Annotated in this window: 19 protein-coding genes; 15 read left to right on the forward strand and 4 right to left on the reverse strand. The window is 60.7% G+C overall.

Annotation, left to right across the window (positions count from 1 at the left end; all coding sequences use genetic code 11):
- The first annotated feature begins 179 nt into the window (after window positions 1-179).
- Complete coding sequence (locus DLM45_RS14825) at window positions 180-896, forward strand: DUF2497 domain-containing protein (protein WP_181337851.1); 717 nt, start codon at window positions 180-182, stop codon at window positions 894-896.
- 106 nt (window positions 897-1,002) lie between these two features.
- Window positions 1,003-3,903 (forward strand): valine--tRNA ligase, encoded by a 2,901-nt coding sequence (locus tag DLM45_RS14830; RefSeq protein ID WP_181337852.1) that lies wholly within the window; start codon window positions 1,003-1,005, stop codon window positions 3,901-3,903.
- A gap of 19 nt (window positions 3,904-3,922) precedes the next feature.
- Here the strand turns inward: DLM45_RS14830 and DLM45_RS14835 are convergent, their stop codons facing one another.
- The gene (locus DLM45_RS14835; protein WP_181337853.1) at window positions 3,923-4,543 is read right to left on the reverse strand and encodes a DUF2939 domain-containing protein; all 621 of its coding nucleotides are present in this window, start codon (window positions 4,541-4,543) and stop codon (window positions 3,923-3,925) included.
- Window positions 4,544-4,628: 85 nt separating this feature from the next.
- Window positions 4,629-5,768, reverse strand: a complete 1,140-nt coding sequence (locus tag DLM45_RS14840) for a M48 family metallopeptidase (RefSeq protein ID WP_181337854.1) — start codon at window positions 5,766-5,768, stop codon at window positions 4,629-4,631.
- Between the two features lie 454 nt (window positions 5,769-6,222).
- On the opposite strand from DLM45_RS14840, the gene ilvD reads away from it, so the two are divergent.
- Complete coding sequence (ilvD, locus tag DLM45_RS14845) at window positions 6,223-7,947, forward strand: dihydroxy-acid dehydratase (protein ID WP_181337855.1); 1,725 nt, start codon at window positions 6,223-6,225, stop codon at window positions 7,945-7,947.
- The gene (locus DLM45_RS14850) at window positions 7,934-9,022 is read left to right on the forward strand and encodes a tetratricopeptide repeat protein (protein WP_181337856.1); all 1,089 of its coding nucleotides are present in this window, start codon (window positions 7,934-7,936) and stop codon (window positions 9,020-9,022) included. The genes ilvD and DLM45_RS14850 overlap by 14 nt, the downstream gene beginning before the upstream one ends.
- On the opposite strand, the gene xth is transcribed toward DLM45_RS14850, so the two are convergent.
- Together xth and erpA are read right to left on the reverse strand one after the other, a co-directional pair.
- Window positions 9,023-9,805, reverse strand: a complete 783-nt coding sequence (gene xth / locus DLM45_RS14855; RefSeq protein ID WP_181337857.1) for an exodeoxyribonuclease III — start codon at window positions 9,803-9,805, stop codon at window positions 9,023-9,025.
- A 49-nt stretch (window positions 9,806-9,854) separates the two neighbouring features.
- A complete protein-coding gene (erpA, locus tag DLM45_RS14860) occupies window positions 9,855-10,187 on the reverse strand; it encodes an iron-sulfur cluster insertion protein ErpA (RefSeq protein WP_181337858.1) in 333 nt (110 codons plus the stop codon).
- Window positions 10,188-10,311: 124 nt separating this feature from the next.
- Here erpA and DLM45_RS14865 point away from each other — a divergent pair, with 124 nt between their 5' ends.
- The 11 genes from DLM45_RS14865 (at window position 10,312) to DLM45_RS14915 (ending at window position 21,604) form a co-directional block, all read left to right on the forward strand.
- Window positions 10,312-11,541 (forward strand): deoxyguanosinetriphosphate triphosphohydrolase, encoded by a 1,230-nt coding sequence (locus tag DLM45_RS14865; RefSeq protein WP_181337859.1) that lies wholly within the window; start codon window positions 10,312-10,314, stop codon window positions 11,539-11,541.
- 89 nt (window positions 11,542-11,630) lie between these two features.
- Window positions 11,631-13,391 carry an arginine--tRNA ligase gene (argS, locus tag DLM45_RS14870; protein ID WP_181337860.1) on the forward strand — a complete coding sequence of 587 codons (1,761 nt, stop codon included), beginning with the start codon at window positions 11,631-11,633 and terminating at the stop codon, window positions 13,389-13,391.
- 58 nt (window positions 13,392-13,449) lie between these two features.
- A complete protein-coding gene (locus DLM45_RS14875) occupies window positions 13,450-15,153 on the forward strand; it encodes an SPOR domain-containing protein (RefSeq protein ID WP_181337861.1) in 1,704 nt (567 codons plus the stop codon).
- 97 nt (window positions 15,154-15,250) lie between these two features.
- Window positions 15,251-16,273: a beta-N-acetylhexosaminidase gene (nagZ, locus tag DLM45_RS14880; protein ID WP_181337862.1), complete on the forward strand. Its 1,023-nt coding sequence runs from the start codon at window positions 15,251-15,253 to the stop codon at window positions 16,271-16,273.
- A gap of 59 nt (window positions 16,274-16,332) precedes the next feature.
- On the forward strand, window positions 16,333-17,202 hold the full coding sequence (locus DLM45_RS14885; RefSeq protein ID WP_181337863.1) for a segregation and condensation protein A: 870 nt from the start codon (window positions 16,333-16,335) through the stop codon (window positions 17,200-17,202).
- A gap of 134 nt (window positions 17,203-17,336) precedes the next feature.
- Window positions 17,337-18,212, forward strand: coding sequence for an SMC-Scp complex subunit ScpB (gene scpB, locus DLM45_RS14890; protein ID WP_181337864.1), 876 nt, complete (start codon window positions 17,337-17,339; stop codon window positions 18,210-18,212).
- A gap of 215 nt (window positions 18,213-18,427) precedes the next feature.
- Entirely contained in the window at window positions 18,428-18,637 is a 210-nt protein-coding gene (locus tag DLM45_RS14895; protein WP_181337865.1) for a twin-arginine translocase TatA/TatE family subunit, read from the forward strand.
- 41 nt (window positions 18,638-18,678) lie between these two features.
- On the forward strand, window positions 18,679-19,089 hold the full coding sequence (gene tatB / locus DLM45_RS14900) for a Sec-independent protein translocase protein TatB (RefSeq protein WP_181337866.1): 411 nt from the start codon (window positions 18,679-18,681) through the stop codon (window positions 19,087-19,089).
- A gap of 5 nt (window positions 19,090-19,094) precedes the next feature.
- Window positions 19,095-19,928, forward strand: a complete 834-nt coding sequence (gene tatC / locus DLM45_RS14905; protein ID WP_181337867.1) for a twin-arginine translocase subunit TatC — start codon at window positions 19,095-19,097, stop codon at window positions 19,926-19,928.
- A 141-nt stretch (window positions 19,929-20,069) separates the two neighbouring features.
- The gene (gene serS, locus DLM45_RS14910; protein WP_181337868.1) at window positions 20,070-21,356 is read left to right on the forward strand and encodes a serine--tRNA ligase; all 1,287 of its coding nucleotides are present in this window, start codon (window positions 20,070-20,072) and stop codon (window positions 21,354-21,356) included.
- A complete protein-coding gene (locus DLM45_RS14915; RefSeq protein ID WP_181337869.1) occupies window positions 21,353-21,604 on the forward strand; it encodes a hypothetical protein in 252 nt (83 codons plus the stop codon). The genes serS and DLM45_RS14915 overlap by 4 nt, the downstream gene beginning before the upstream one ends.
- Window position 21,605 lies beyond the last annotated feature (1 nt).

Consider the following 21,605-nt stretch of genomic DNA (forward strand, 5'->3'; position numbering starts at 1 on the left):
TAGGTTTTTCATCAGACGAACACTGTCGGGCTCGCTTGGAAGACGGGATTGCGGTGTTCGTGACGTCACGGGGGTGCCGTTTGGTTTTGGCGGATTCCCTCATGAGGTCGAACCGGGAGGGGCACGGGGCGCCGACGCGGTTCTGCGAAAAGCATTGAGTACGCAGAAGGGGTAGCGTCATGACAAGAATGAACGGAGCGAAACACGACGTCGAAGACATTCTCGCTTCCATCCGCACGAGTATTGCGGACCGGCAGCCAGCATTCGACGAGCAAAAATTCGGTGACCGGCGGCAGCGGGCTTCGACTCTCAGAAACCGCAATGCCGTCGCTGATGAAGCATTGGATTTCGAATTACCTGCAATTTTTAAAGCGGCGGCACCGCCGCCAAGCGAGCGTCCAAACTTGTTAGGGAGGCTGAGCGAAGCCTTGAGCGCGAACGGACAACCGCAGCCAGAGCGACGTCGCACACGAACGGTTATTCCGTTCGAGCCCGCTCATGGACGCATGATCGAGCCACCGCCGGTGGCCTTCGGAGAACCCAACCCGCAATCGATAGCCGTTCAAAAGCTGTCGACTGAAAATGATGGCATTCAGCGTGTCATGCCGTCGTTTTTCGATACGCGGCTCAACCGTATGGGCGCCATGGGACGGCCGCCCGAGCCCGCGCCAGCTCCGCCCGTGCCAGAGCCGGTGCAGCACCGTAGCCGCGCGCCAGAACCGCCGCGTCTTCCGGAAGGACCTGGCGTGTCGCAGCAACCTGGAGGTGGTATCGAAGATGCCGCAGCCCAGCTTTTGCGGCCGATCCTGCAGCAATGGTTGACGGACAATATGCCGAGAATCGTCGAGCGCGCACTGCTCAGCGAAGAGAAGTCCGACGGGAATAATCGGTACTGAGGTTCGCCGTGCAAGGCAGCATTTGGGGGGCGAAGGTTGACAGCCGGCAAACGTCAGCCTTACGACCGATGTCAAACAACCACGGTTGGACACATCGCCCCCTCTGATGCTTGAAAAAACGTTCCGGCCGGCCGATATTGAGCCGCGCGTCAATTCCGAATGGGAAAAGGCAAACGCGTTCGCTGCCGGCAGCTCCGTCTCAGGCGGCAAGAATGCCGCCTATTCGATCGTCATCCCGCCGCCCAACGTGACGGGATCGCTCCATATGGGGCATGCCCTCAACAACACGCTGCAAGACATCCTTGTGCGCTTCGAACGCATGCGCGGGCGCGATGTGCTTTGGCAGCCGGGAACGGATCATGCGGGCATTGCCACGCAGATGGTCGTTGAGCGGCAGCTGGCGGCAAACAAAGAGCCGTCGCGCCGGGACCTTGGCCGCGAAGAATTCCTGAAGCGCGTGTGGGCGTGGAAGGAAGAATCCGGCGGCACCATCGTCGAACAGCTTCGCCGTCTTGGTGCATCGTGCGATTGGTCGCGCGAACGCTTCACGATGGATGAGGGGCTGTCGAAGGCGGTCGTGAAGGTCTTCGTGCAGCTCTACAACGACGGGCTGATCTACAAAGACAAGCGGCTGGTCAACTGGGATCCGAAGTTCCAGACGGCGATCTCCGATCTTGAAGTTATTCAGGTCGAGAAGCGCGGGTCCGTTACGTGGGATAAAGCCGCTGGCGAGCCGTTCGATGCCGCTGTGCTGGCCAAGGCGCTCGCGAAGGATCCGAGCGGGCATATGTATCATTTCCGCTATCCGCTGGCGGCGAAGGTTCCGGGATACGCGCGCGACTACATTGTGGTCGCCACGACGCGACCCGAGACGATGCTTGGCGACAGCGGCGTTGCGGTTCACCCCGAGGATGAACGCTACGCGGCTCTGCTGGCTGCGAATGCGAAGGTGAAGCTGCCGCTCGTGGATCGCGAGATTCCGATCGTTGCGGATGAGCATTCCGATCCCGAGAAGGGAACGGGTGCGGTGAAGATCACGCCCGCGCATGACTTCAACGACTTTGAAGTCGGCAAGCGGCACAATCTCGCGCAGATCAACGTGCTCGACGCGCATGGCCATCTGACGGACGACGTGCCGGAAGCCTATCGCGGGCTAGAGCGGTTTGCGGCGCGCTTGAAGATTGTCGAAGATCTCGATGCGTTGGGATTGCTCGAAAAGATCGAGCCGACGACGCATACGGTTCCGCATGGTGACCGTTCCGGCGTTGTCGTTGAGCCGTGGCTGACGGACCAGTGGTACGTCAACGCCGAAGAACTGGCGAAGCCCGCTATCGCAGCGATCGAAAAGGGCAAGACGGTCTTCGTTCCGAAGAACTGGGAGAAGACGTACTTCGAGTGGATGCGGAACATCCAGCCTTGGTGCATTTCGCGCCAGCTGTGGTGGGGGCACCAAATCCCGGCGTGGTATGGGCCTAAGCAAGTACAGAAAGGCACATTTGAACTCGGTCTAAAAAATGAGACCTTCGAGATTTTCTGCGCTGAGAGTGAAGAGTCACTTCGTCAACAACTGAATGATTACTACCAGGGTCGAAAGATAGAATTTGTAAAGGACCGAAGCCAAGCCAAGGATCTCTTTGATCGCCAGATAGGATTTTCAAAGAGAGAGCGTGGACAGGAAGTCGTTCCAATTTGGCGCGATGAAGACGTGCTCGATACGTGGTTCTCGTCGGCGCTGTGGCCGTTCTCGACACTTGGCTGGCCGGACGAGACGCCGGAGCTCGAACGATATTATCCGACGAGCGTTCTCGTTACCGGGTTCGACATCATCTTCTTCTGGGTTGCCCGGATGATGATGATGGGTCTGCACTTCATGAAGGATGTGCCCTTCAAGGACGTCTACATCCATGCCCTCGTTCGTGACGAGAAGGGGCAGAAGATGTCGAAGTCCAAGGGCAACGTCATGGACCCCTTGGTGCTGATCGACGAATTCGGCGCGGACGCGTTGCGCTTTACGCTCGCGGCGATGGCGGCGCAGGGTCGCGACATCAAGCTCGCGAAGTCACGCGTCGAAGGCTATCGCAACTTCGCGACCAAGCTCTGGAACGCCTCGCGCTTTTCAGAGATGAACGAGTGCGTGCGCCAGCGCGGCTTCGATCCGAAGACCGCGAAGCAGATTTTCAACAAGTGGATCATCGGTGAAGCGGAGCTGACGTCGAAGGCCGTCACGGCTGCGCTCGAATCCTATCGCTTCAATGAAGCGGCGTTGGCGATCTATGAATTCGTTTGGGGCGAATTCTGCGATTGGTATCTCGAACTCATCAAGCCGCTTCTGGCAGGCGACGATGAGGACGCGAAAGCGGAAACACGCGCGGTTGCAGCGTGGACGCTCGACCAGATTCTCAAGATGCTGCATCCGTTCATGCCGTTCATCACGGAAGAACTTTGGGCGCACATGGTGGAGCATGGCGTGAAGCGCGACACGCTTCTCTGCCACAGCCAGTGGCCCAATCTTGATGGCCTCGTCGAGCAGAACGCTGTCGATGAAGTCAACTGGGTTGTGTTGCTCATCTCTGAGATCCGGTCTGTGAGGACCGAGATGAATGTTCCTGCTGGCGCAAAGATTCCGGCCGTTATCGTTGGTGCGGATGCCCTGACGCGTGAGCGCGTTCGGCGCAACGAAGATACGCTCAAGCGGCTTGCACGTTTGGACGAGATCGATTTTGAAGACGCTGCTCCGAAGGGTGCGGCTCTCGTCGTTGCGGGCGAGACGACGGCGGCACTACCGCTGGCTGGCATCATCGACATGGACGCGGAAAAGCGCCGTTTGGCGAAGGAGATCGAGAAGGCGAGCGGAGATCTGAAAAAGATGGACGCGAAGCTTTCCAATCCGCAGTTCATGGAACGCGCGAAAGAGGAAGCAATCGAGGAAGCCCAGGAACGCAAGGCGGAACTCGAAGCTGAGATCAAGCGCTTCTCGGCGGCGCTCAAGCGTCTGGAAGGCGTCTGACGCTTACTCGGCGGTGAGATTAGAGCGCGCTGGGGGCGGCGACGAAATTCTGAATCGCGCCACCAGCGGTCGTCAGGAATTTCACGCGCAGTTCCGTGAGCATCCAGCCTCGGCGGGTCAATTCCAATTTGCCGAGGTAAACGCGCGTCGGATCGAGCTTGTCTTCCATGTCGATCTCAACCGTCGTGAAGCCGGTGAACTCCGCGCGTTTGACGCGTGACCATGCTTTTGCGATGCGCTCTGTCATCGGGAGTGTATTCGCGGGGTCGTCCGCGCCCGAGACGTAGTCGCGGTAAGCTTTGCGAAGCGAGAAGAGCTTGGGCAGGCCATCCGGCGTGACGTAGCTTTCGACGATGCTGTCGACGGCGCTCTGTCCCCAGTAGGCTTTCAGGCGCTGCCAGAGCCCGGCGTTCTGATCGGGTGCTGCGTTAGCAGCTCCTTCGGGAAGATCGAGTGCGATGCGGGCGATCGACGGTTTCAGCGTTGCGCGGACGCTCGGCCATTCGATCGCCGTTGCGAGGTAGGTCGCGTTTTCAGACCGGACCGCTTCACGGATGTTCCATGCCGTTACGAACGGCGCAGCGATGTAGATCGTAGCTGCAAAGACAACAGCGGACGCAAGAGCAAGTAGCGGTTTCATGCGTACCTCCCATCATCCCTGAAGGCGGCGGTCGAACGGGGCTCGCGTGACACGAAATTCTGTCGAACTTCAGACATCGGAGCGTTCAGCCGTCGCCGTGTTTCGTTGCTGTGGATTTCGCGGTCGTTTTGCAGATCTCTTTCAGCTCGTTCCATGACTGGAAATCAAGAGCTGGCGTCGACGGGTAGTCTAGTTGCGCTCGGACGAGTTTGGCGCGCTCTTTGGCGGGCGGATGGGTTTGCAGCCACGTCCATCCGGATGGGCCGGACGAGTGGTCGTCCGATTCCATCTTGGTCACGCGGGCGAAAAACGATCCAAGCCCCTTTGGCGAAATGCCTGCATTTTTGAGAAGGACGAGGGCTTCGACGTCGGCTTCGTGCTCTGCGCTACGGGAATACCCGAGCTGCGCCAACATCACGCCGATGTTCGCCAATCCGCCACCGGTGCCGCCGAGCATCACTTCGAGTCCCGCGGCGAGGCCCACGCTGCGGAGCATGCCGACCTCGGGATCCATCGCGATGGCGTGTCCCATTTCATGCGCGAGGACGCCCGCGATCTCGTCCGGGCTGTCGGATTTATCGAGGAGCCCCTTGGTCAGAATGATCTTTGCGCCGGGCACGGCGAAGGCGTTCATCAACGGCCAATCATAAACGCGAATATCGAAGGTCACGCCTTCAGGTGCAGCCTTGGACAAGCGCTCACTCAGGCGGGCGAGGGCGGCCGTGCCGTTTGCGTCGACGCATTGGCTGTATCCTTCCGTCATCGAGTCGCGTGCGGCGTCTCCCAGACGTGCGCGCCAGCTTTCCGGAAGCATGCCCGCATAGAAGCGCAGCGGGCTCCAGCCGGTCACCATCGTTGCCGTCACGATGCCGACGATGGATGCGATTAACAGCAGCCAGAGACGGGCTCGCCGCCAACGTGTGGCGCGTGCGGAAAGATGCGGCGCGTGCTCGCGCAAACTGGCTGCAAACGCGCGGCCCTGCACGAAAAGTGTTGCTCCGGGCTCATCGCGCGACGACAGCAAAACGTCGATGGTATTGGCACGTAGCGGCTCCAGCGCTTTCAATCCGTCGTAGCGCCAAAGCGTTCGCGGTTTTCCCGTGCCGAAATCAATCTCGACGCCGGTTAATCCGAGCGACGCGGTTCCATCCACGGGATTGTTTCCGGGACGCGTATAGCGGCAGTAACTTGGAGATCTCGCACCGGTGCCGGAATTGGCCTGCATATCACTCTCAGCGAATTAACCCTGCAGCGCCGACGCTGCGTGTGAGGCGTCATCTAGTCATGGCGCGGGGTAAAATGAATGTCTCGCCGGTGACAAAGTCGGGCCGTGGTGATGACGAAGTTTGACGGCAAAACCATTCGCATCCGATTCTGCTTTTGGATGTTTGACATGGATGGATCAATCGGCCGACGGGCTGCATCTCCGTGGATGGCGAAGCGTACTCATAGTACTGCGATCTGCGGATTTACCATTTGTTGCTAATTAGCAACGTTGGGCTTTGACTGCGCCTCTTTCGAGCCACAAAGTCCGCGCACGTCCAATGGTGAAGAGTCGAAGCCGGGTGCGGCACCATTTTCGTTGCAAAGGCCTTTCGTCGAGGCCGCGCGACTGGCATCCCTGTTTATCCGGTCGACCGGACCGGAATAGCAGAGGGCGGGTGCCCAAGAGGACTGGAATGGACGCGAAGACGTTCGATAAATCTAAATTGCCAAGCCGCCACGTTACGGAAGGTCCGTCACGCGCGCCGCATCGTTCCTATTATTACGCAATGGGTCTTACGGAAGAAGAGATCCATCAGCCGTTCGTTGGCGTTGTGTCCTGCTGGAACGAAGCAGCTCCCTGCAACATCGCGCTTCAGCGCCAGGCTCAGTCGGCGAAGGCCGGGGTGAAGCTCGGCGGCGGAACTCCGAGAGAATTTTGCACCATCACCGTCACTGACGGCATCGCGATGGGCCACCAGGGCATGAAGTCCTCGCTCGTCTCGCGCGAGGTGATTGCGGACTCCATCGAACTCACCATGCGCGGTCACAGCTACGACGCGCTCGTCGGCATTGCGGGCTGCGACAAGAGTCTGCCGGGCACCATGATGGCGATGCTGCGCCTCAACGTGCCGTCGGTGTTCATGTATGGCGGCTCGATACTGCCCGGCAAATTCAAGGGCCATGACGTCACCGTGCAGGACGTGTTCGAAGGCGTCGGCAAGCATTCGGTCGGCGGCATGACCGACGCGGAGTTGCACGAACTCGAGTGCGTCGCTTGTCCGAGCGCAGGCGCGTGCGGCGCTCAGTTCACCGCCAACACCATGGCGTGTGTGTCGGAAGCGATCGGTTTGGCGTTGCCGGGATCGGCTGGAACGCCCGCGCCTTATGAGAGTCGCGATCAATATGCGCGTGCGAGCGGCGAAGCTGTGATGAAGCTTATCGCGCTCGGCATCCGTCCGCGCGATATCTGCACGCGCAAAGCCTTCGAGAACGCGGCGATTGTCGTGGCTGCCACGGGCGGTTCGACAAATGGCGCGCTGCATCTCCCAGCCATGGCCCACGAATGCGGCATCGACTTCGACCTGTTCGACGTGGCCGAGATTTTCAAGAAGACGCCGTACATCGCTGACCTCAAGCCGGGCGGAAAGTACGTCGCGTCGGACGTGCACGAGATCGGCGGCGTGCCGCAGATTCTCAAGGCGCTGCTCGACGGCGGCATTCTGCATGGCGACTGCCTGACCGTTACCGGCAAGACGATGGCCGAAAACCTCGCCTCCGTGACGTTCAACACGGAGCAGAAGGTCGTCTATCCGGTTTCGAATCCGATCACGCCGACGGGTGGTGTCGTAGGACTCAAGGGCACGCTTGCTCCCGACGGTGCGATCGTGAAGGTCGCGGGCCTCAAGAATCTCAAGTTCCGCGGACCGGCTCGTTGCTTCGACTGCGAAGAGGATGCGTTCGCCGCTGTGGACGCGCGCAACTACAAGCCGGGCGAAGTGCTCGTCATCCGCTACGAGGGACCGAAGGGTGGTCCCGGTATGCGTGAAATGCTGGCGACGACGGCGGCGCTCTACGGTCAGGGCGCTGGCGACAGTGTTGCGCTCATCACCGACGGGCGCTTCTCGGGAGCGACGCGCGGGTTCTGCGTTGGTCACGTTGGACCGGAAGCTGCCGTGGGCGGGCCGATCGGGCTCATTCAAGACGGCGACATGATCTCGATGGATGCCGAGACCGGCACGCTCGACCTCGAAGTCGACGCAGCCGAGCTTGAACGCCGTCGCAAGACCTGGAAGGCGCCCCCGAATGCGTACCAGAGCGGGGCGATACGAAAATTTGCAGACCAAGTGGGACCGGCGCGTTACGGCGCCGTCACCCATGCGGGTGGAAAGGCGGAAGTCCACTGCTATGCGGACATTTAGACTGCTCGTCGCTGGAAGTGTTGTGATTAGCGCCCTGGCCTTCGGTTCTGCGATGGCCAGGGACGTTACCTTTCGTTCGCCCGACGATGCCATGAAGCAAGGCATCTCGGCGTTCAATGGCGGCTATTATGAATTGGCGCTGCCAGCGTTCGAAGCTCTCGAAATTTCCAAACCGCAGATCGCGCATTATTACGAAGCGCGAATCTACGGCGACAACGATGGCGCCTATACCAATCACGGCAAGGCCTTCCGCCTGTTCAAAGAACTTGCGGACGAAATGAAGGACGTCGATCCGGACGATGAGGAACTCGCGCCGATCGCCGCCAAGTCTCTAACCGCGGTCTCGCTCTATCTTCGTGATGGCATCACCGACGCGGGAATCCGTCCAGACCGTGCGGCGGCCGATCAGGCGCTGCAGCGCGCGGCGCTGACGTTCAACGATGAAGACGCGCAGTTTGAACTTGCGAAGGTTCTGCTGCGTGGCGAAGGCCCGGAACTCACAATGGGCGGGTTTGAAGATCCGGCGAGCAAGATCGAGAACGGCCGTCATTGGCTGTCTCGGCTGTCGCGGTCCGGCCATCCTGGGGCACAGGCGTTTCTGGCGGATCTGCTTTGGCGCGGTAAGTTCGTCGAGAAGGATCAAGCTGCTGCTCTGAACCTGATCGACGTCGCGGTTTCGAATGCGCCGCCGAGCGAGCGCGTCTGGATCGAAGACATCTATCAAAACATTTTCTGCAACGCGGGCCAGGGCGTCCGCCAGCAGGCGACCGGCCGGGTTGCGGAGTGGCACAATCGCTATGGCCGCAGGCCGCATGTGAAGCGCGATACCGGCGATGGACTTGACGATCTTTCGGTCGAGGCTGTCCGGACGTGTTCCAACGGCGAACTCGTAAAGCCGATGTCCACCGGTCCGGCAGGTGCGCATCTTCCAACGCATCCGATCATCAGCGCGACGCCGAATACGCATGGGCTGAGCCGTCCTGCTGCCGCATCGGGATTTGCGCCTGCGTCAGGGCTTGGCGGATCACTCATGGGCCCGCCGGCTGCTGGATTTTCTCCAAGCACTCCGCGCTAATCAGGCTGCGAGCTTGATCCAGACCGGCACGTGATCGGACGGCTTTTCCTGCGCACGGGTCGCGCGGTCGATGCCTGAAGCCTTCAGCAAGTCCGCCGCCTGACTCGATAGCAGCATGTGATCGATGCGGATGCCGTCGTCACGTTGAAAAGCGCCCGCCTGATAATCCCAGAACGTATAAATGCCAGCACCCGGATGGCAGGCGCGCGTCGCGTCGGTCAATCCGAGATTGACGAGCTTGCGCCACGCGGCGCGGCTTTCCGGCTGGAAGAGCGCGTCGTTGACCCAGGCCTGCGGACGTTTCGCATCTTCCGGTTCGGGAATGACGTTGTAGTCTCCGGCGAGAACGAGCGGCATTTCCTCCGCGAGCAGTTGTTCGGCCCGCGCATAGAGCCGCTTCATCCAGGCCAGCTTGTAGGGAAATTTTTCGGTGTCGATCGGGTTGCCGTTCGGCAAATAAAGCGAGACGACGCGCACCATGCGTTCGCCCATTTGCACCGAGGCTTCGATCCAGCGCGCATGCACGTCCGTGTCGTCTCCGGGAAGACCGCGCACGACGTCTTCAAGCGGCGACTTCGACAGGATCGCGACGCCGTTGAAACCCTTTTGTCCGTGGGTGGCGACGTTGTAGCCGAGGTCTTGGAAGGCGGCCGTCGGGAAACCTTCGTCGACCGACTTGATTTCCTGCATGCAGATAACGTCAGGCTGATGCTGACGCAGATAGGTCAGCACCGACTCGAGGCGGGCCTTGACGCCATTGATGTTCCAGGTGGCGATGAGCATGCCCGACTGTGTGCCACTGGCCGCCGGGCAAAGCAAATGCGAAGCGGTATCAGATGGAGAAGCTGGTGCCGCAGCCGCAGGACGCGCTGGCGACGGGGTTATTGATCTTGAAGGCGGCGCCGATCAGGTCGTCCACGAAATCGATCTCGGCGCCCTCCATGTACTGGAGCGAGACCGGATCGATGACGACCACTGCGCCGTCGCGTTCGATGACGAAATCGTCGTCGGCACGGTTGCCGACCAGATCGAACTTGTATTGAAAGCCGGAGCATCCGCCGCCCTCGACGGAAACGCGCAGGACCGAGGCCGCCGGTTCACTTTCCGCAATCTCGGCGATGCGGGTGGCGGCACGTTCTGTCACGGTGACGGTCGACATGGTCATGCTGTTGTCCAGTACTGCATTCGCGCCCTGCGTGGCCGGTTGTTTCCGGTGCCAGCGCTAACGCCGGGCGCAGCAAGAAGATAGGAACGCTCGTGAACAAATCAAATACCAAGCGCGGCGGCATATGCCAACGGGGTTAGGAACAGGTTCCGTGCGGCCGGATTTCGGGCAGGCATTGCGGCCGGGAGAACGCTCTCCGGCGAGCTATAGCGCAGGTGCGTCAGCTTCGCGCGGGCGGCTGTTCGTGGAGCCGGATTGCTTCACCCGAAGCCCCTTTCAGCGGGACCGGGACCGGATTCTTCATTCTTCCGCGTTCCGCCGTTTGACCTACAAGACGCAGGTTTTTCTTCCGCACGAGGGCGACCACTACAGAACACGCCTGACCCATACGCTCGAAGTTGCGCAGATTGCCCGGACCGTTGCGCGGCAACTGCGGCTCGATGAGGATCTGGCGGAGACCATCGCGCTGGCGCACGATCTCGGGCACTCGCCGTTCGGACACGCGGGCGAGCGTGCGCTGAACAGCGCGATGAGTGAGTTCGGCGGTTTCGATCACAACGCGCAGTCTCTGCGGACGGTCACTGTGCTGGAACGCAAGTATCTGGCGTTCGACGGGCTCAATCTGACGTGGGAGACGCTTGAAGGTCTCACAAAACACAACGGGCCTGTTCGGGACATGTCGCATCCGATCGTCAAGGTTATGCGCGGCGTCGAAGCGTGGCGTTCCCTCGAACTCGATCGATGGGCGTCGGCTGAAGCGCAAGTTGCAAGCCTTGCCGATGATATCGCGTATCTCTCGCACGACGTGGATGATGGCCTGCGCGCCGGGTTGCTTTCGGTTGCATCTTTGACGGACGCGCCTTTGGCTGGGGACATCGCGCGAGAGGTTCGGAGTTTCGCGCATGGTGTGGAAAGCGGCCGTGCGTTCTACGAGGTGACGCGACGGATGATCACCGTGATGGTGACGGATCTGGTCGCGGAAAGCAGACGGCGTCTCGCGGCGCTGTCTCCGGTGTCGGCGGACGACATTCGCAACGCGGGCCGGGCGACAATCGGTTTTTCGGAACCGATGGCGGCGGAGCTTGCCGCGCTCAAGGCGTTTCTGTTTCAGGCCGTCTACCATCATCGCAAAGTTATGACGGTGATGGACGAAGCGGAGCGCATCGTGCGCGAGTTGTTCGGCCGCTATTTTTCGGATGCCGAGGCCTATCCCGCCGATTGGCGCGGCGTTTACTTAGGTCTCGGGCAGCGCGGGCGGGCGCGGCTGGCCTGCGACTTTCTTGCGGGGCAGACGGATCGCTATGCGATCGCGGAATACTGCCGCCTGTTTGACGCGACGACGGAACTGCGATAGGCGCCGGACACCCTTTTTCTCTGTTCACGCAGGCTATGCCGCGTGACGCCCGGCGCGCTTAAGCAGCCGGGGTAAACTTAAGGTAGACAATGGATCTCTTTGCCGAAGTCGAAGCGCGCACGAAGGTGGCCCTTACGGAGCTGCAGTCGGATGGCGTGCTGCCAGCCGATCTCGTGCTGCCGGATTTCGAAGCCGCGCCGCCGCGCGACGCAAGCCACGGCGATATTGCCGTCAACGCGGCGCTCGTTCTCGCCAAGGCCGCGAAGATGAAGCCGCGCGATATCGCGGAGGCTTTGAAAGGCAAGCTTGCGGCTCATCAGGACGTCGAGAAGATCGATGTGGCGGGGCCCGGTTTTTTGAACATCACGTTCAAGCCGGGCGTGTGGCACGATCTCGTGCGCAACGTTCTCGCGGCCGGATCTGAGTTTGGCGCGGGTCCGGCGAAGGCGGATGGAAAGCTCAACGTCGAATACGTTTCGGCCAACCCGACGGGCCCGATGCATGTTGGGCACTGCCGCGGCGCGGTGTTCGGTGATGCCTTATCGAACCTGCTCCGTTTCGCCGGTTACGACGTTACGCGTGAATACTACATCAACGATGCGGGCGGGCAGGTCGATGTGCTCGCGCGGTCGGCGTTCCTGCGATATCGCGAGGCGCTGGGCGATGACATTGGCGCCATTCCTGAAGGGCTCTATCCGGGCGACTATCTGAAACCGGTCGGCGAAGCGTTGGCCGCGGAATATGGGCGATCGCTTACCAACATGCCGGAGGATCGCTGGCTGCCGATCGTCCGCAGGATCGCCATCGACCGGATGATGGATATGATCCGCGATGATCTCGCCGCGCTCAATATCCGTCACGATGTGTTCTTTTCGGAAGGGTCGCTTTCGGCCGACGGTCGCGATCAGGTTCAGGCCGCGATCGAAGCTTTGCGGAAAAAGGGGCTTATCTACGAAGGTAAGCTCGAGAGGCCGAAGGGGCACGACGACGACGAATGGGAAGACCGTCTTCAGACGCTCTTCAAGTCGACGGCATTTGGCGACGATGAAGATCGGGCGTTGCAGAAATCAGACGGCAGCTACACGTATTTTGCGGGCGACGTTGCCTATCACTACGACAAGCTGCAGCGCGGGTTCCGGCATCTCATCAACGTCTTCGGTGCGGACCACGTGGGATATATTCCGCGCATTAAGGCGGCGGTGACGGCGCTTTCGGACGGCGCTGCCGATCTTGATGTGAAGGTTGTACAACTTGTTCGCCTCTTCAAAGCGGGCGAGCCCTTCAAGATGTCGAAGCGGGCGGGCACGTTTGTGACGCTGCGCGATGTCGTGGATGAAGTCGGCCGTGATCCGGTCCGCTTCATGATGCTCTATCGTAAGAACCAGGAGACGCTGGATTTCGATTTCGCGAAGGTGACGGAGCAGTCGAAGGACAATCCCGTCTTCTACGTGCAATATGCCCACGCGCGCGCAGCAAGCGTTTTGCGCAACGCCAGCGAGCAGATCGCCGGGCTCGACGTGTCGACGGCGGCTCTGCAAAAAGCGGATCTTTCGATCCTGACGGACGCGGGCGAAATTGACCTCATCAAGCGGATCGCGGGCTATCCGCGATTGATCGATGGCGCAGCCACCGCACACGAGCCTCACCGCATTGCGTTCTATCTCTACGAGCTTTCGAGCGCGCTTCATTCACAGTGGACGCGTGGCAACGATTCGCCACATTTAAGATTTATTCAATCAAATGACGGGGTTGCGACCGCGGCGCGATTGGCTCTCATCGCTGCCACAAAGACGGTGATAAAGTCAGGACTTGAGATCCTTGGCGTCGAGGCGCCCGACGCAATGCGATAGAGTCTCGAATCGACGATTAAGCGTAGGGGGGTCTGCGCTGTTTTGAGGGGTTTTCGCGATGTCCTCGCAGAATACGTTTCCAGGACAGGGTAGGGGACGGCCTGCCGTGCCCTCCGCGCGTGCCGCGCAACAAGAGCAGCAGCAGCGCCATCCGTCCTGGGTCAATCCGCAAGCTCAGCTTCATGCCCCCGCGCAACCGGCGGGAAATGCTTGGCCACCGGAGCAACAGCACGGCTATCAGGATAGTTTCACGCCCCCATCCAACTATGGTGGACACAATCCCCAGCACGGATCGCACGGCGATCAGCAGGCCCAAGATTACGGGCGCTGGGCGGAACTGCAGACGGGAAACCGAAATCAGGGTCATCAGGGCGGCGCGCCACTCAATGACCCCTATGCGCCCCAATTTGAGCCGTACACGCCAGCCGAGCACGGCAACTATGGTGGCCAGCCTTCACAGCATTATGGGCATCAGGCCGCGTCCCAGTGGCCGCCGCAGGGCGGGGCCGATTCGCGCGGTTTCGACGCCAATCATTACGGCGCGCCCGCCCAAACGAACCAGGGCGGCTATGGCGGCGCGGCGGCTTATGGTGAACACGCCTACCACGAGAACGAACTCAGCGCTTCGGACTGGGCTGGACAGCCTGGCGCTTTCGGGACCGATCCCTACCAGCAGCCGGGGCAGGGCGGCGCGCTTGGATTCGCGCAGGCCGAAGGCGGCGACCTCGATATGGCCTACGAGGACGAAGAGGGCGAATACGAAGACGAAGAAGCGCCGCGTAGACGCTGGCCGCTGAAAATTATGGCCGCGCTTGCGGGCGCCATCGTGATCGGTGGCGGCATGGCGTACGGCTACAAGAAAATTTCCACCACCGAATTCAGCGGTGAGCCGCCAATCATCAAGAGTGAGGCATTCCCCTCGAAGACGAAGCCGGCGGATGCGGGCGGGAAGATGTTTCCCTATTCCGATACCAAGATCATGGGCCGATTGGGCGACGGTACGTCGTCGGCTCCGGCGGACGCAGCGCCAGCGGCGGAACCGGCACACGACGACGCACAGCAGCAGACTGCGGATGCGTCGCACGATGCAGAGCCTGCTCAGGCCGATGAGGGCGGGCCGCGCAAGGTTTCAACGCTTGTTGTTGGTCGCGATGGATCGATCCAGGCGCCGCCGCCGGGCACCGTTGCGGGCGGCTCAGGCGTTGCCGTTCCGGGTACGGCACTCGTCGATACGTTTGGCAATCACGGCCGGGCGCAAGCAGCTGAAGCCAGCCCGCCTCCCGCCAGCAAGCCGGTAACACCGGTCACGGTCAATTCGACGGCTTCCGCCAGGTCGGCGCAGACGGGCAGCATCGGCGCTCAGGATGATGCCGTTGCTCCTCCGGCCAAGGCGAAGGCGCTCAAGAAGGTGGCGCGCGCTGAATCTGGCACTGCTACCGACGCCTATAGCGACACGTCGAGCTCGCCGGTTACGGCTTCAGGTTCGGGCACGGCAGCACACAGCGGTTTCGTTGCGGTGTTGGCCTCTATTCCGAAATCATCGTCGAGCCGTATGGACGCGCTTAAGCGTTTTGCAGACATGCAGCAGAAGTATTCGTCCGCGCTTTCGGGCAAGACGCCGGACGTGCTGAGTGCTTCGCTTGCTAAGGGCAAGTATGACCGGCTGGTCGTTGGTCCGCCGGGATCGCGAAGCGAAGCGAACAGCGTTTGTTCCGAGCTTAAATCCGCCGGATACAATGATTGCTGGGTTGCATCCTATTGATTGCCGGTTTTAGCTTCGCAACACTCTCATCATCGGCCAGCGCTCCGGCGCCGGCCGTTTCGCTTTGTGAGGCGCGGTGCGCCTGCGTGAGGCCTCTATGACTGCTGCATTTATCGCCGGTGTTTCGGGCACGTCGCTCACCGATGACGAGCGCCGTTTTTTCGCGGAAACGCAACCCGCCGGGTTCATCATCTTCACCCGCAACGTCGAGAGCCGCGAGCAGCTCGCGCGTCTTACAAGCGATGTTCGCGCGGCCGTCGGGCGGGATGATTTTCTGGTTCTGATCGATCAGGAAGGTGGGCGCGTTCAGCGTCTCAGGCCGCCGATTTCTCGCCTTCTGCCACCGGCTGCCGCGTACGCGGATTGTTATCGTACGGATCCAAGCTATGCGATCGGCGCCGCCCATGCGGTTGCGCGCTTGACCGGCGAAGAGTTGCGCGAATTCGGCATCAACATGAACTGCGCGCCGGTTGTCGATCTCCCTGTCGAAGGGGCGCATGAGATCATCAGCGATCGCGCTTACGGGCAAGACGTGGCGCAAGTCGTGGCGCTGGCGCGCGCTGTCGGCGAAGGCTTGATGGCCGCGGGTGTCGTTCCCGTCATCAAGCACATTCCGGGGCACGGCCGGGCGACGGCTGACAGCCACTTCGCGCTTCCTGTCGTGTCGACGCCGCACGAGGTTCTGTCGAAGACCGATTTCGCGCCGTTCAAGGAACTGGCTGCGATGCCGTCCGCGATGACGGCGCATGTCGTCTATAGTGCGATCGATGCGGATGCGCCCGCGAGCACATCGAAGGTGATGACCGAGCGGATCATTCGCGGCGAGATTGGCTTCGATGGGCTGCTGATGAGCGATGACCTCAGCATGAAGGCTTTGAAGGGGCCAATGCGCGCGCGAGCGGAGGCCGTTATAGCCGCTGGCTCCGACGTGGCGCTCCACTGCAACGGCGATCTCGATGAAATGCGGGCCGTGGCCGCGGGCGTGCCACAGCTTTCGGGCCGGGCGCAGAAACGATTCGCTGCGGCCATTGCGTGTACACAGGCGGGTGAGGCCTGCGACCGTGCGGCGGCGTTGGACCTGCTGGCGGAGGTTCAGGTCCGGCGGACTCGGATCGGCTGAATCAGTATAGTGTTGGCCTGCGGTCTTTGAGGACCGCCGCCAGGAATCAAAAATACCTCATGAACGAGACGGCAGCACAGGGCGACACTCCAAGCGCGGGCGAACCCGGAGCGGGAGATTGGGGCGCAGCGGACTTCGGTGCGCCAGCGTTCGAGAGCCTGCCGGCTGCGGACGAGGCTTTCGTCGTCGATATCGAAGGGTTCGAGGGTCCGCTCGATCTGCTGTTGGCTATGGCGCGGACGCAGAAGGTCGATCTGTCGAAGATCTCCATTCTTGCACTTGTCGAGCAGTACCTCGGTTTTATCAGCGAGGTGCAGGAGCTCCGAATTGAGATTGCGGCCGACTATCTGGTGATGGCGGCTTGGCTCGCTTACCTCAAATCGCGCCTGTTGCTTCCGAAGGAAAAAGACGAAGTTGATACAACTTCGGCGGAGGAATTGGCGCAGCGGCTGGCATTCCGCCTCATGCGCCTCGACGCGATGCGGGACAAGGCGGCCTCCCTGATGACGCGCCGGCGTTTGGGCCAGAACGTGTTTCCCCGGGGTGCGCCGGAGCGTGTTCACGTGACACGGGACACGACCTATACGGCGACGATCTACGACCTTCTCAAGGCGTATGCCGACCAGAGAAAGCGTACGGCGCGCGTCGTTCATGTCGTCAAGGCGCGGCGGGTCTGGTCGATCAAAGAGGCGCGGCAGCGGCTCGAACGGTTGGTTGGCGCGACTGAGGGCGCCTGGGAGCAACTCGATCTCTTCCTCGAGCAGTATCTACCGCGGAACGAGGAAGAGCGGAGCGCTCTGGCGAGTTCGTTCGGGGCCACGCTCGAAATGGCGCGCGAAGGGTTAATCGAACTGCGTCAGGACGAGCCGTTTGCGCCGATTTACATGCGCAAGCGCGAGGCTGGGGCGACTTGGGAAAAGGTTGGCTGATGCCTTTCCGGGCGTGACGCTCGGAAGGTCTTTGGCTCTTTGTTTAACGTGCTTTTCAACGGAAAGACGGTTCGCACATTTCCGGAAGCACTCTAGCGCGCCGCGCGGTGCCGGTATAAGGGGGCTCGAAAGCTATGGTTCCGCCGAGACTGACATTGGTGTCGGATAGTCAATACGACAGCGACGAGTTCGACGGAGACGAGGCGGCTGAGGCGCGAGAGGCGGCCATCCAGCGTGCCCTCAGCGATCCGGAGGCGGCAGTCGATCATTTGTCCCAAAGCGTGCTTCGCGAAAAGCTCCGGCGTCTGGAGGCGATGCTGTTTGCTTCGTCAGAACCTCTCGATGCCAAGGCTTTGCGGCGCTGTCTCGAAGAGGACGATGACGTCAACCTGCTAATGGCGGAGTTGGAGGAGCAGTATAAGGATCGCGGCGTAACGCTCGTGCGCGTTGCCGGCCGCTGGCAGTTTCGCACCGCCGATGATCTTTCGTTTTTGCTCGAGCGGCAGCAGAAGGAAGAGCGCAAGCTTTCCAAGGCAGCGCTCGAAACGCTGGCGATCATTGCCTATCACCAGCCAGTCACGCGCGCTGAGATCGAAGAAATTCGCGGCGTTTCCACTTCGCCCGGTACGCTCGACGTCTTGATGGAAACCAACTGGATTCGTCCTCGCGGGCGGCGGCGTGCGCCGGGCCGTCCGCTGACTTACGGCACGACGGAGTCCTTCCTCGTGCACTTCGGGCTCGATGCGATCAAGGATCTGCCGGGTCTTGCCGATCTCAAGGCGGCTGGTCTGCTCGATGCCAATTTGCCGCCCGGCTTCACGATGCCCGCGCCGACAGACGTCGCGGCGTTGATGCCGGATGAATTACCTCTGACGGACGACGGCGACGAAGAGACTCAGGAGGAGCTTGAGCTCGAGTCCGGCGAGGATGAAGGGGCCGAAGACGAGCATCAAACGGATGCCGTGGAGCCGTCCGGTGAGAGAACGCCATCAGAGAACGACGGCGAATAAGGGTGTTTCCCGGGTTCTCTCCCTTGCGGATTGTTACAGTCCTTTAACATCGTTAGCGGTAGATGCTGCAACAACCGCCGGAAAGCCGGTCTTTTCGCTTGTTTCGCGACACGGTGCGCCTGAATGGTAAGTCTTTTGAACCTTGCCGCCTGCGGCTGGTTCTGTAATATATAGAAGATCATATATAGGGCGGCCTCGGCCCCCAAGAGGTACCAATGGGTTTAAGCGCGCAACATATCCTTCTGCTTCTGGTCATCGGCCTGCTGCTGTTCGGGCGCGGAAAAATTTCCGAGCTCATGGGCGACGTGGCCAAGGGGATCAAGAGCTTCAAGAAGGGAATGGCCGAAGACGAGGTTCCCGAGGCGAAGCAGCCGCGCACGATCGAGAACGATGTTTCGGGCTCCGACCGCTCCAAGGTTAGCTGAAGACCGGGGCCTAGCGCGGCTGATTTCGGCAAGGTCACGTCATGTTTGAAATCAGCTGGAGCGAGATTCTAATCCTCGGGATTGTGGTCCTCGTGTTCGTAGGGCCGAAAGAACTCCCCGTGTTCATGCGCACGCTCGGCAAGTATGCCGGTGTGGTCCGCCGTCATGCCAATGACTTCAAGGCGCAGTTCGACGCCGCGATGCGGGAAGCCGAACTGGATTCGATGCGTCAGGAAGTCGATAAGATGCAAGCCTCGATCAATTCTGAAGTCATGCGCGCGGGATCGACGATCGATAGCCTGCAGCAGAGCGCTTCTGCGGACATATCGAGCTCATCAACCACCTCGACTACCTCAGCAGATACTGCCTTGGTGTCCGATAGCGCCGTTCATCCGGCTCCGGCCAACACGCTGGCGCCGCCGATGCCATCGCCTCCTGGGCAGGAGCGCTGAGTCTCATGCTGGAGCGCTTGCCGCCCGCCGGACTGCCTGACGAGCCGCGTCGAGAGGGCCAAGACGAGATAGACGCGAGCAGCGCGCCGCTTCTCGATCATCTGATCGAACTTAGATCGCGGATGATCTGGGCTCTGGCCGCATTCGTCGTCACGTTCTTCCTCTGCTTCTCGATCGCCGGGCACATCTACAACGTGCTGGTCTGGCCCTACATGTGGGCGTCGGGCAACGATCATGTGAAGCTGATCGCGACGCATTTTCTTGAGCAGATCATGACGCAAGTTAAGCTCGCGATGTTTGGCGCGGGCTTCCTGTCGTTTCCGATCATCGCGACGCAGATCTATAAATTCGTTGCGCCCGGCCTCTACAAGAACGAGCGGCGCGCGTTTCTGCCCTATCTGGTTGCGACGCCGGTTCTGTTCGTCATCGGCGCTATGGTCGTTTATTTCATCGCGATGCCCGTGCTCATCCGGTTTTCCATCGGATTGACGCAGACGACGGGCGTGGGCATGCCGACGATCGAGCTGTTGCCGAAGGTGTCGGAATATCTGTCGCTCATTATGACGTTGATTTTCGGCTTCGGCATCGTTTTTCAGTTGCCGGTTATTCTGACGCTCCTGGCGCGTACGGGGATGATAACGTCGGAAGGACTGCGTCATGGTCGGCGTTATGCGGTCGTCGGGATTTTTGCAGCGGCTGCGCTTTTGACGCCGCCGGATGCACTCAGCATGATCATCATGGCGCTGCCGACGGTCGCGCTTTATGAGTTTTCGATCCTCGCCGTGCGCTTCGTCGAGAAACGGCAAGCGGCAGCGAGTGCGGACGGCAGTTCGTCTTAGGTCCGATCGCGCTGTAATGCGCCTTAAGTCGAAGTGGGCAGGGTGACAACGCCTCCGCTGCGGAGCTTTGTCGGCGATCCTCTGGACCCATTCTGCGCCATCGTATAGGACGGCCTCATCATCTCATCATGAGGACCACCCGTGTTCGATATCAAATGGATCAGGGATAACGCAGACGCGTTCGACAAGGCGCTGGCGCGGCGCGGGCTCGAGCCGCTTGCTGCCGGCCTCATTGCGCTGGATGACGCGCGCCGCACGACGCTGACGACGTTACAGGAGGCGCAGTCGCGCCGGAACGCGGCTTCGAAGGAAATCGGCAAGGCCAAGGGCGCGAAGGACAACGCGACGGCCGACAAGCTGATGGCCGAAGTTGCCGATCTCAAGGACAAAATCGCGAAGGGCGAGGAAGACGAGCGCGATCTCGATGCCAAGATAAAGGCGGCGCTGGAAGTCATTCCCAACTTGCCGCGTGACGACGTTCCGGACGGCGCCGACGAGAAAGACAACGTCGAAGTGCGCAAGGTCGGAGAGCCCGGCAAATTCGATTTCACGCCGAAGCAGCATTTCGAGATCGGTGAAGCGCTGGGCCTCATGGACTTCGAGGCGGCGCAAAAGATTTCCGGTGCGAGGTTCGTTGCGTTGAAGGGCGCGCTGGCGCGGCTGGAGCGTGCGCTCGGCTGCTTCATGCTCGATCTGCATACCGATACGTTCGGGTATACCGAGGTGAACCCGCCGCTGCTGGTGAAGGATCACGCTGCATACGGAACCGGCAATCTGCCGAAGTTCGCGGAAGATCTTTTCAAGACGACGAATGATTTCTGGCTTATTCCGACAGCGGAAGTTTCGCTGACGAACCTTGTTCGTGAGCAGATACTCGATGGCGTGCGCCTGCCGTTGCGCATGACGGCGTGGACGCCGTGTTTCCGTTCCGAAGCGGGTGCAGCGGGGCGTGATACCCGCGGCATGATCCGCCAGCATCAGTTCGCCAAGGTCGAGTTGGTATCCGTCACGACGCCGGAAGAGTCGCTCGCTGAACACGAGCGCATGACGGGCTGCGCGGAAGAGATTTTGAAGCGGCTCGGCCTGCCGTTCCGCACCGTTCTTCTGTGCACCGGCGACATGGGATTTGCGTCGCAGAAAACTTACGATATCGAGGTTTGGCTGCCTGGGCAGAACGCATATCGCGAGATTTCGTCTTGCTCCGTCTGCGGCGATTTTCAAGCCCGCCGCATGGACGCGCGTTATCGCCCGAAGGATGGCGGCAAGCCCGTTTATGTTCACACGCTCAATGGCTCGGGGCTCGCCGTTGGGCGAACGCTGGTTGCCGTTCTCGAAAACTATCAGCAGGCGGATGGAAGCGTCGTAGTGCCTGAAGTCCTCAGGCCTTATATGGGCGGCCTGACGAAGATCGAGGCCGCGAAGGCATGACGAAGCTGGAGCCGTATGACGTCGTGATCATTGCGCCGGACTTCGAAGATGTGGAAGTTCGTGGCAAGTTGGGGCACGTTATCGGCGAAGTCACGGAAGATGGTATTGCTGTGTTCGTCTATGATTTGCAGCGGGTTTGGTGCTTGCACCCGAGCGACGTCACTGCGACGGGCGGACGCGATGTCGATGCGGAAACCAATCGCGGTTCCCCGATCCGCGTAAATAGCCAAGGCGAGATCATCAGCTAAT

It is taken from the genome of Hyphomicrobium methylovorum, from assembly GCF_013626205.1.
GTDB classification, from domain to species: Bacteria; Pseudomonadota; Alphaproteobacteria; order Rhizobiales; family Hyphomicrobiaceae; genus Hyphomicrobium_B; species Hyphomicrobium_B methylovorum.

What these genes read in the sequence shown, in the direction of transcription:
- DLM45_RS14825 (WP_181337851.1), top strand. Translation starts at nt 180, where the DNA reads ATGACAAGAATGAACGGAGCGAAACACGACGTCGAAGACATTCTCGCT.
- DLM45_RS14830 (WP_181337852.1), top strand. Translation starts at nt 1,003, where the DNA reads ATGCTTGAAAAAACGTTCCGGCCGGCCGATATTGAGCCGCGCGTCAAT.
- DLM45_RS14835 (WP_181337853.1), bottom strand. Translation starts at nt 4,543, where the DNA reads ATGAAACCGCTACTTGCTCTTGCGTCCGCTGTTGTCTTTGCAGCTACG.
- DLM45_RS14840 (WP_181337854.1), bottom strand. Translation starts at nt 5,768, where the DNA reads ATGCAGGCCAATTCCGGCACCGGTGCGAGATCTCCAAGTTACTGCCGC.
- ilvD (WP_181337855.1), top strand. Translation starts at nt 6,223, where the DNA reads ATGGACGCGAAGACGTTCGATAAATCTAAATTGCCAAGCCGCCACGTT.
- DLM45_RS14850 (WP_181337856.1), top strand. Translation starts at nt 7,934, where the DNA reads ATGCGGACATTTAGACTGCTCGTCGCTGGAAGTGTTGTGATTAGCGCC.
- xth (WP_181337857.1), bottom strand. Translation starts at nt 9,805, where the DNA reads ATGCTCATCGCCACCTGGAACATCAATGGCGTCAAGGCCCGCCTCGAG.
- erpA (WP_181337858.1), bottom strand. Translation starts at nt 10,187, where the DNA reads ATGACCATGTCGACCGTCACCGTGACAGAACGTGCCGCCACCCGCATC.
- DLM45_RS14865 (WP_181337859.1), top strand. Translation starts at nt 10,312, where the DNA reads ATGCCAACGGGGTTAGGAACAGGTTCCGTGCGGCCGGATTTCGGGCAG.
- argS (WP_181337860.1), top strand. Translation starts at nt 11,631, where the DNA reads ATGGATCTCTTTGCCGAAGTCGAAGCGCGCACGAAGGTGGCCCTTACG.
- DLM45_RS14875 (WP_181337861.1), top strand. Translation starts at nt 13,450, where the DNA reads ATGTCCTCGCAGAATACGTTTCCAGGACAGGGTAGGGGACGGCCTGCC.
- nagZ (WP_181337862.1), top strand. Translation starts at nt 15,251, where the DNA reads ATGACTGCTGCATTTATCGCCGGTGTTTCGGGCACGTCGCTCACCGAT.
- DLM45_RS14885 (WP_181337863.1), top strand. Translation starts at nt 16,333, where the DNA reads ATGAACGAGACGGCAGCACAGGGCGACACTCCAAGCGCGGGCGAACCC.
- scpB (WP_181337864.1), top strand. Translation starts at nt 17,337, where the DNA reads ATGGTTCCGCCGAGACTGACATTGGTGTCGGATAGTCAATACGACAGC.
- DLM45_RS14895 (WP_181337865.1), top strand. Translation starts at nt 18,428, where the DNA reads ATGGGTTTAAGCGCGCAACATATCCTTCTGCTTCTGGTCATCGGCCTG.
- tatB (WP_181337866.1), top strand. Translation starts at nt 18,679, where the DNA reads ATGTTTGAAATCAGCTGGAGCGAGATTCTAATCCTCGGGATTGTGGTC.
- tatC (WP_181337867.1), top strand. Translation starts at nt 19,095, where the DNA reads ATGCTGGAGCGCTTGCCGCCCGCCGGACTGCCTGACGAGCCGCGTCGA.
- DLM45_RS14915 (WP_181337869.1), top strand. Translation starts at nt 21,353, where the DNA reads ATGACGAAGCTGGAGCCGTATGACGTCGTGATCATTGCGCCGGACTTC.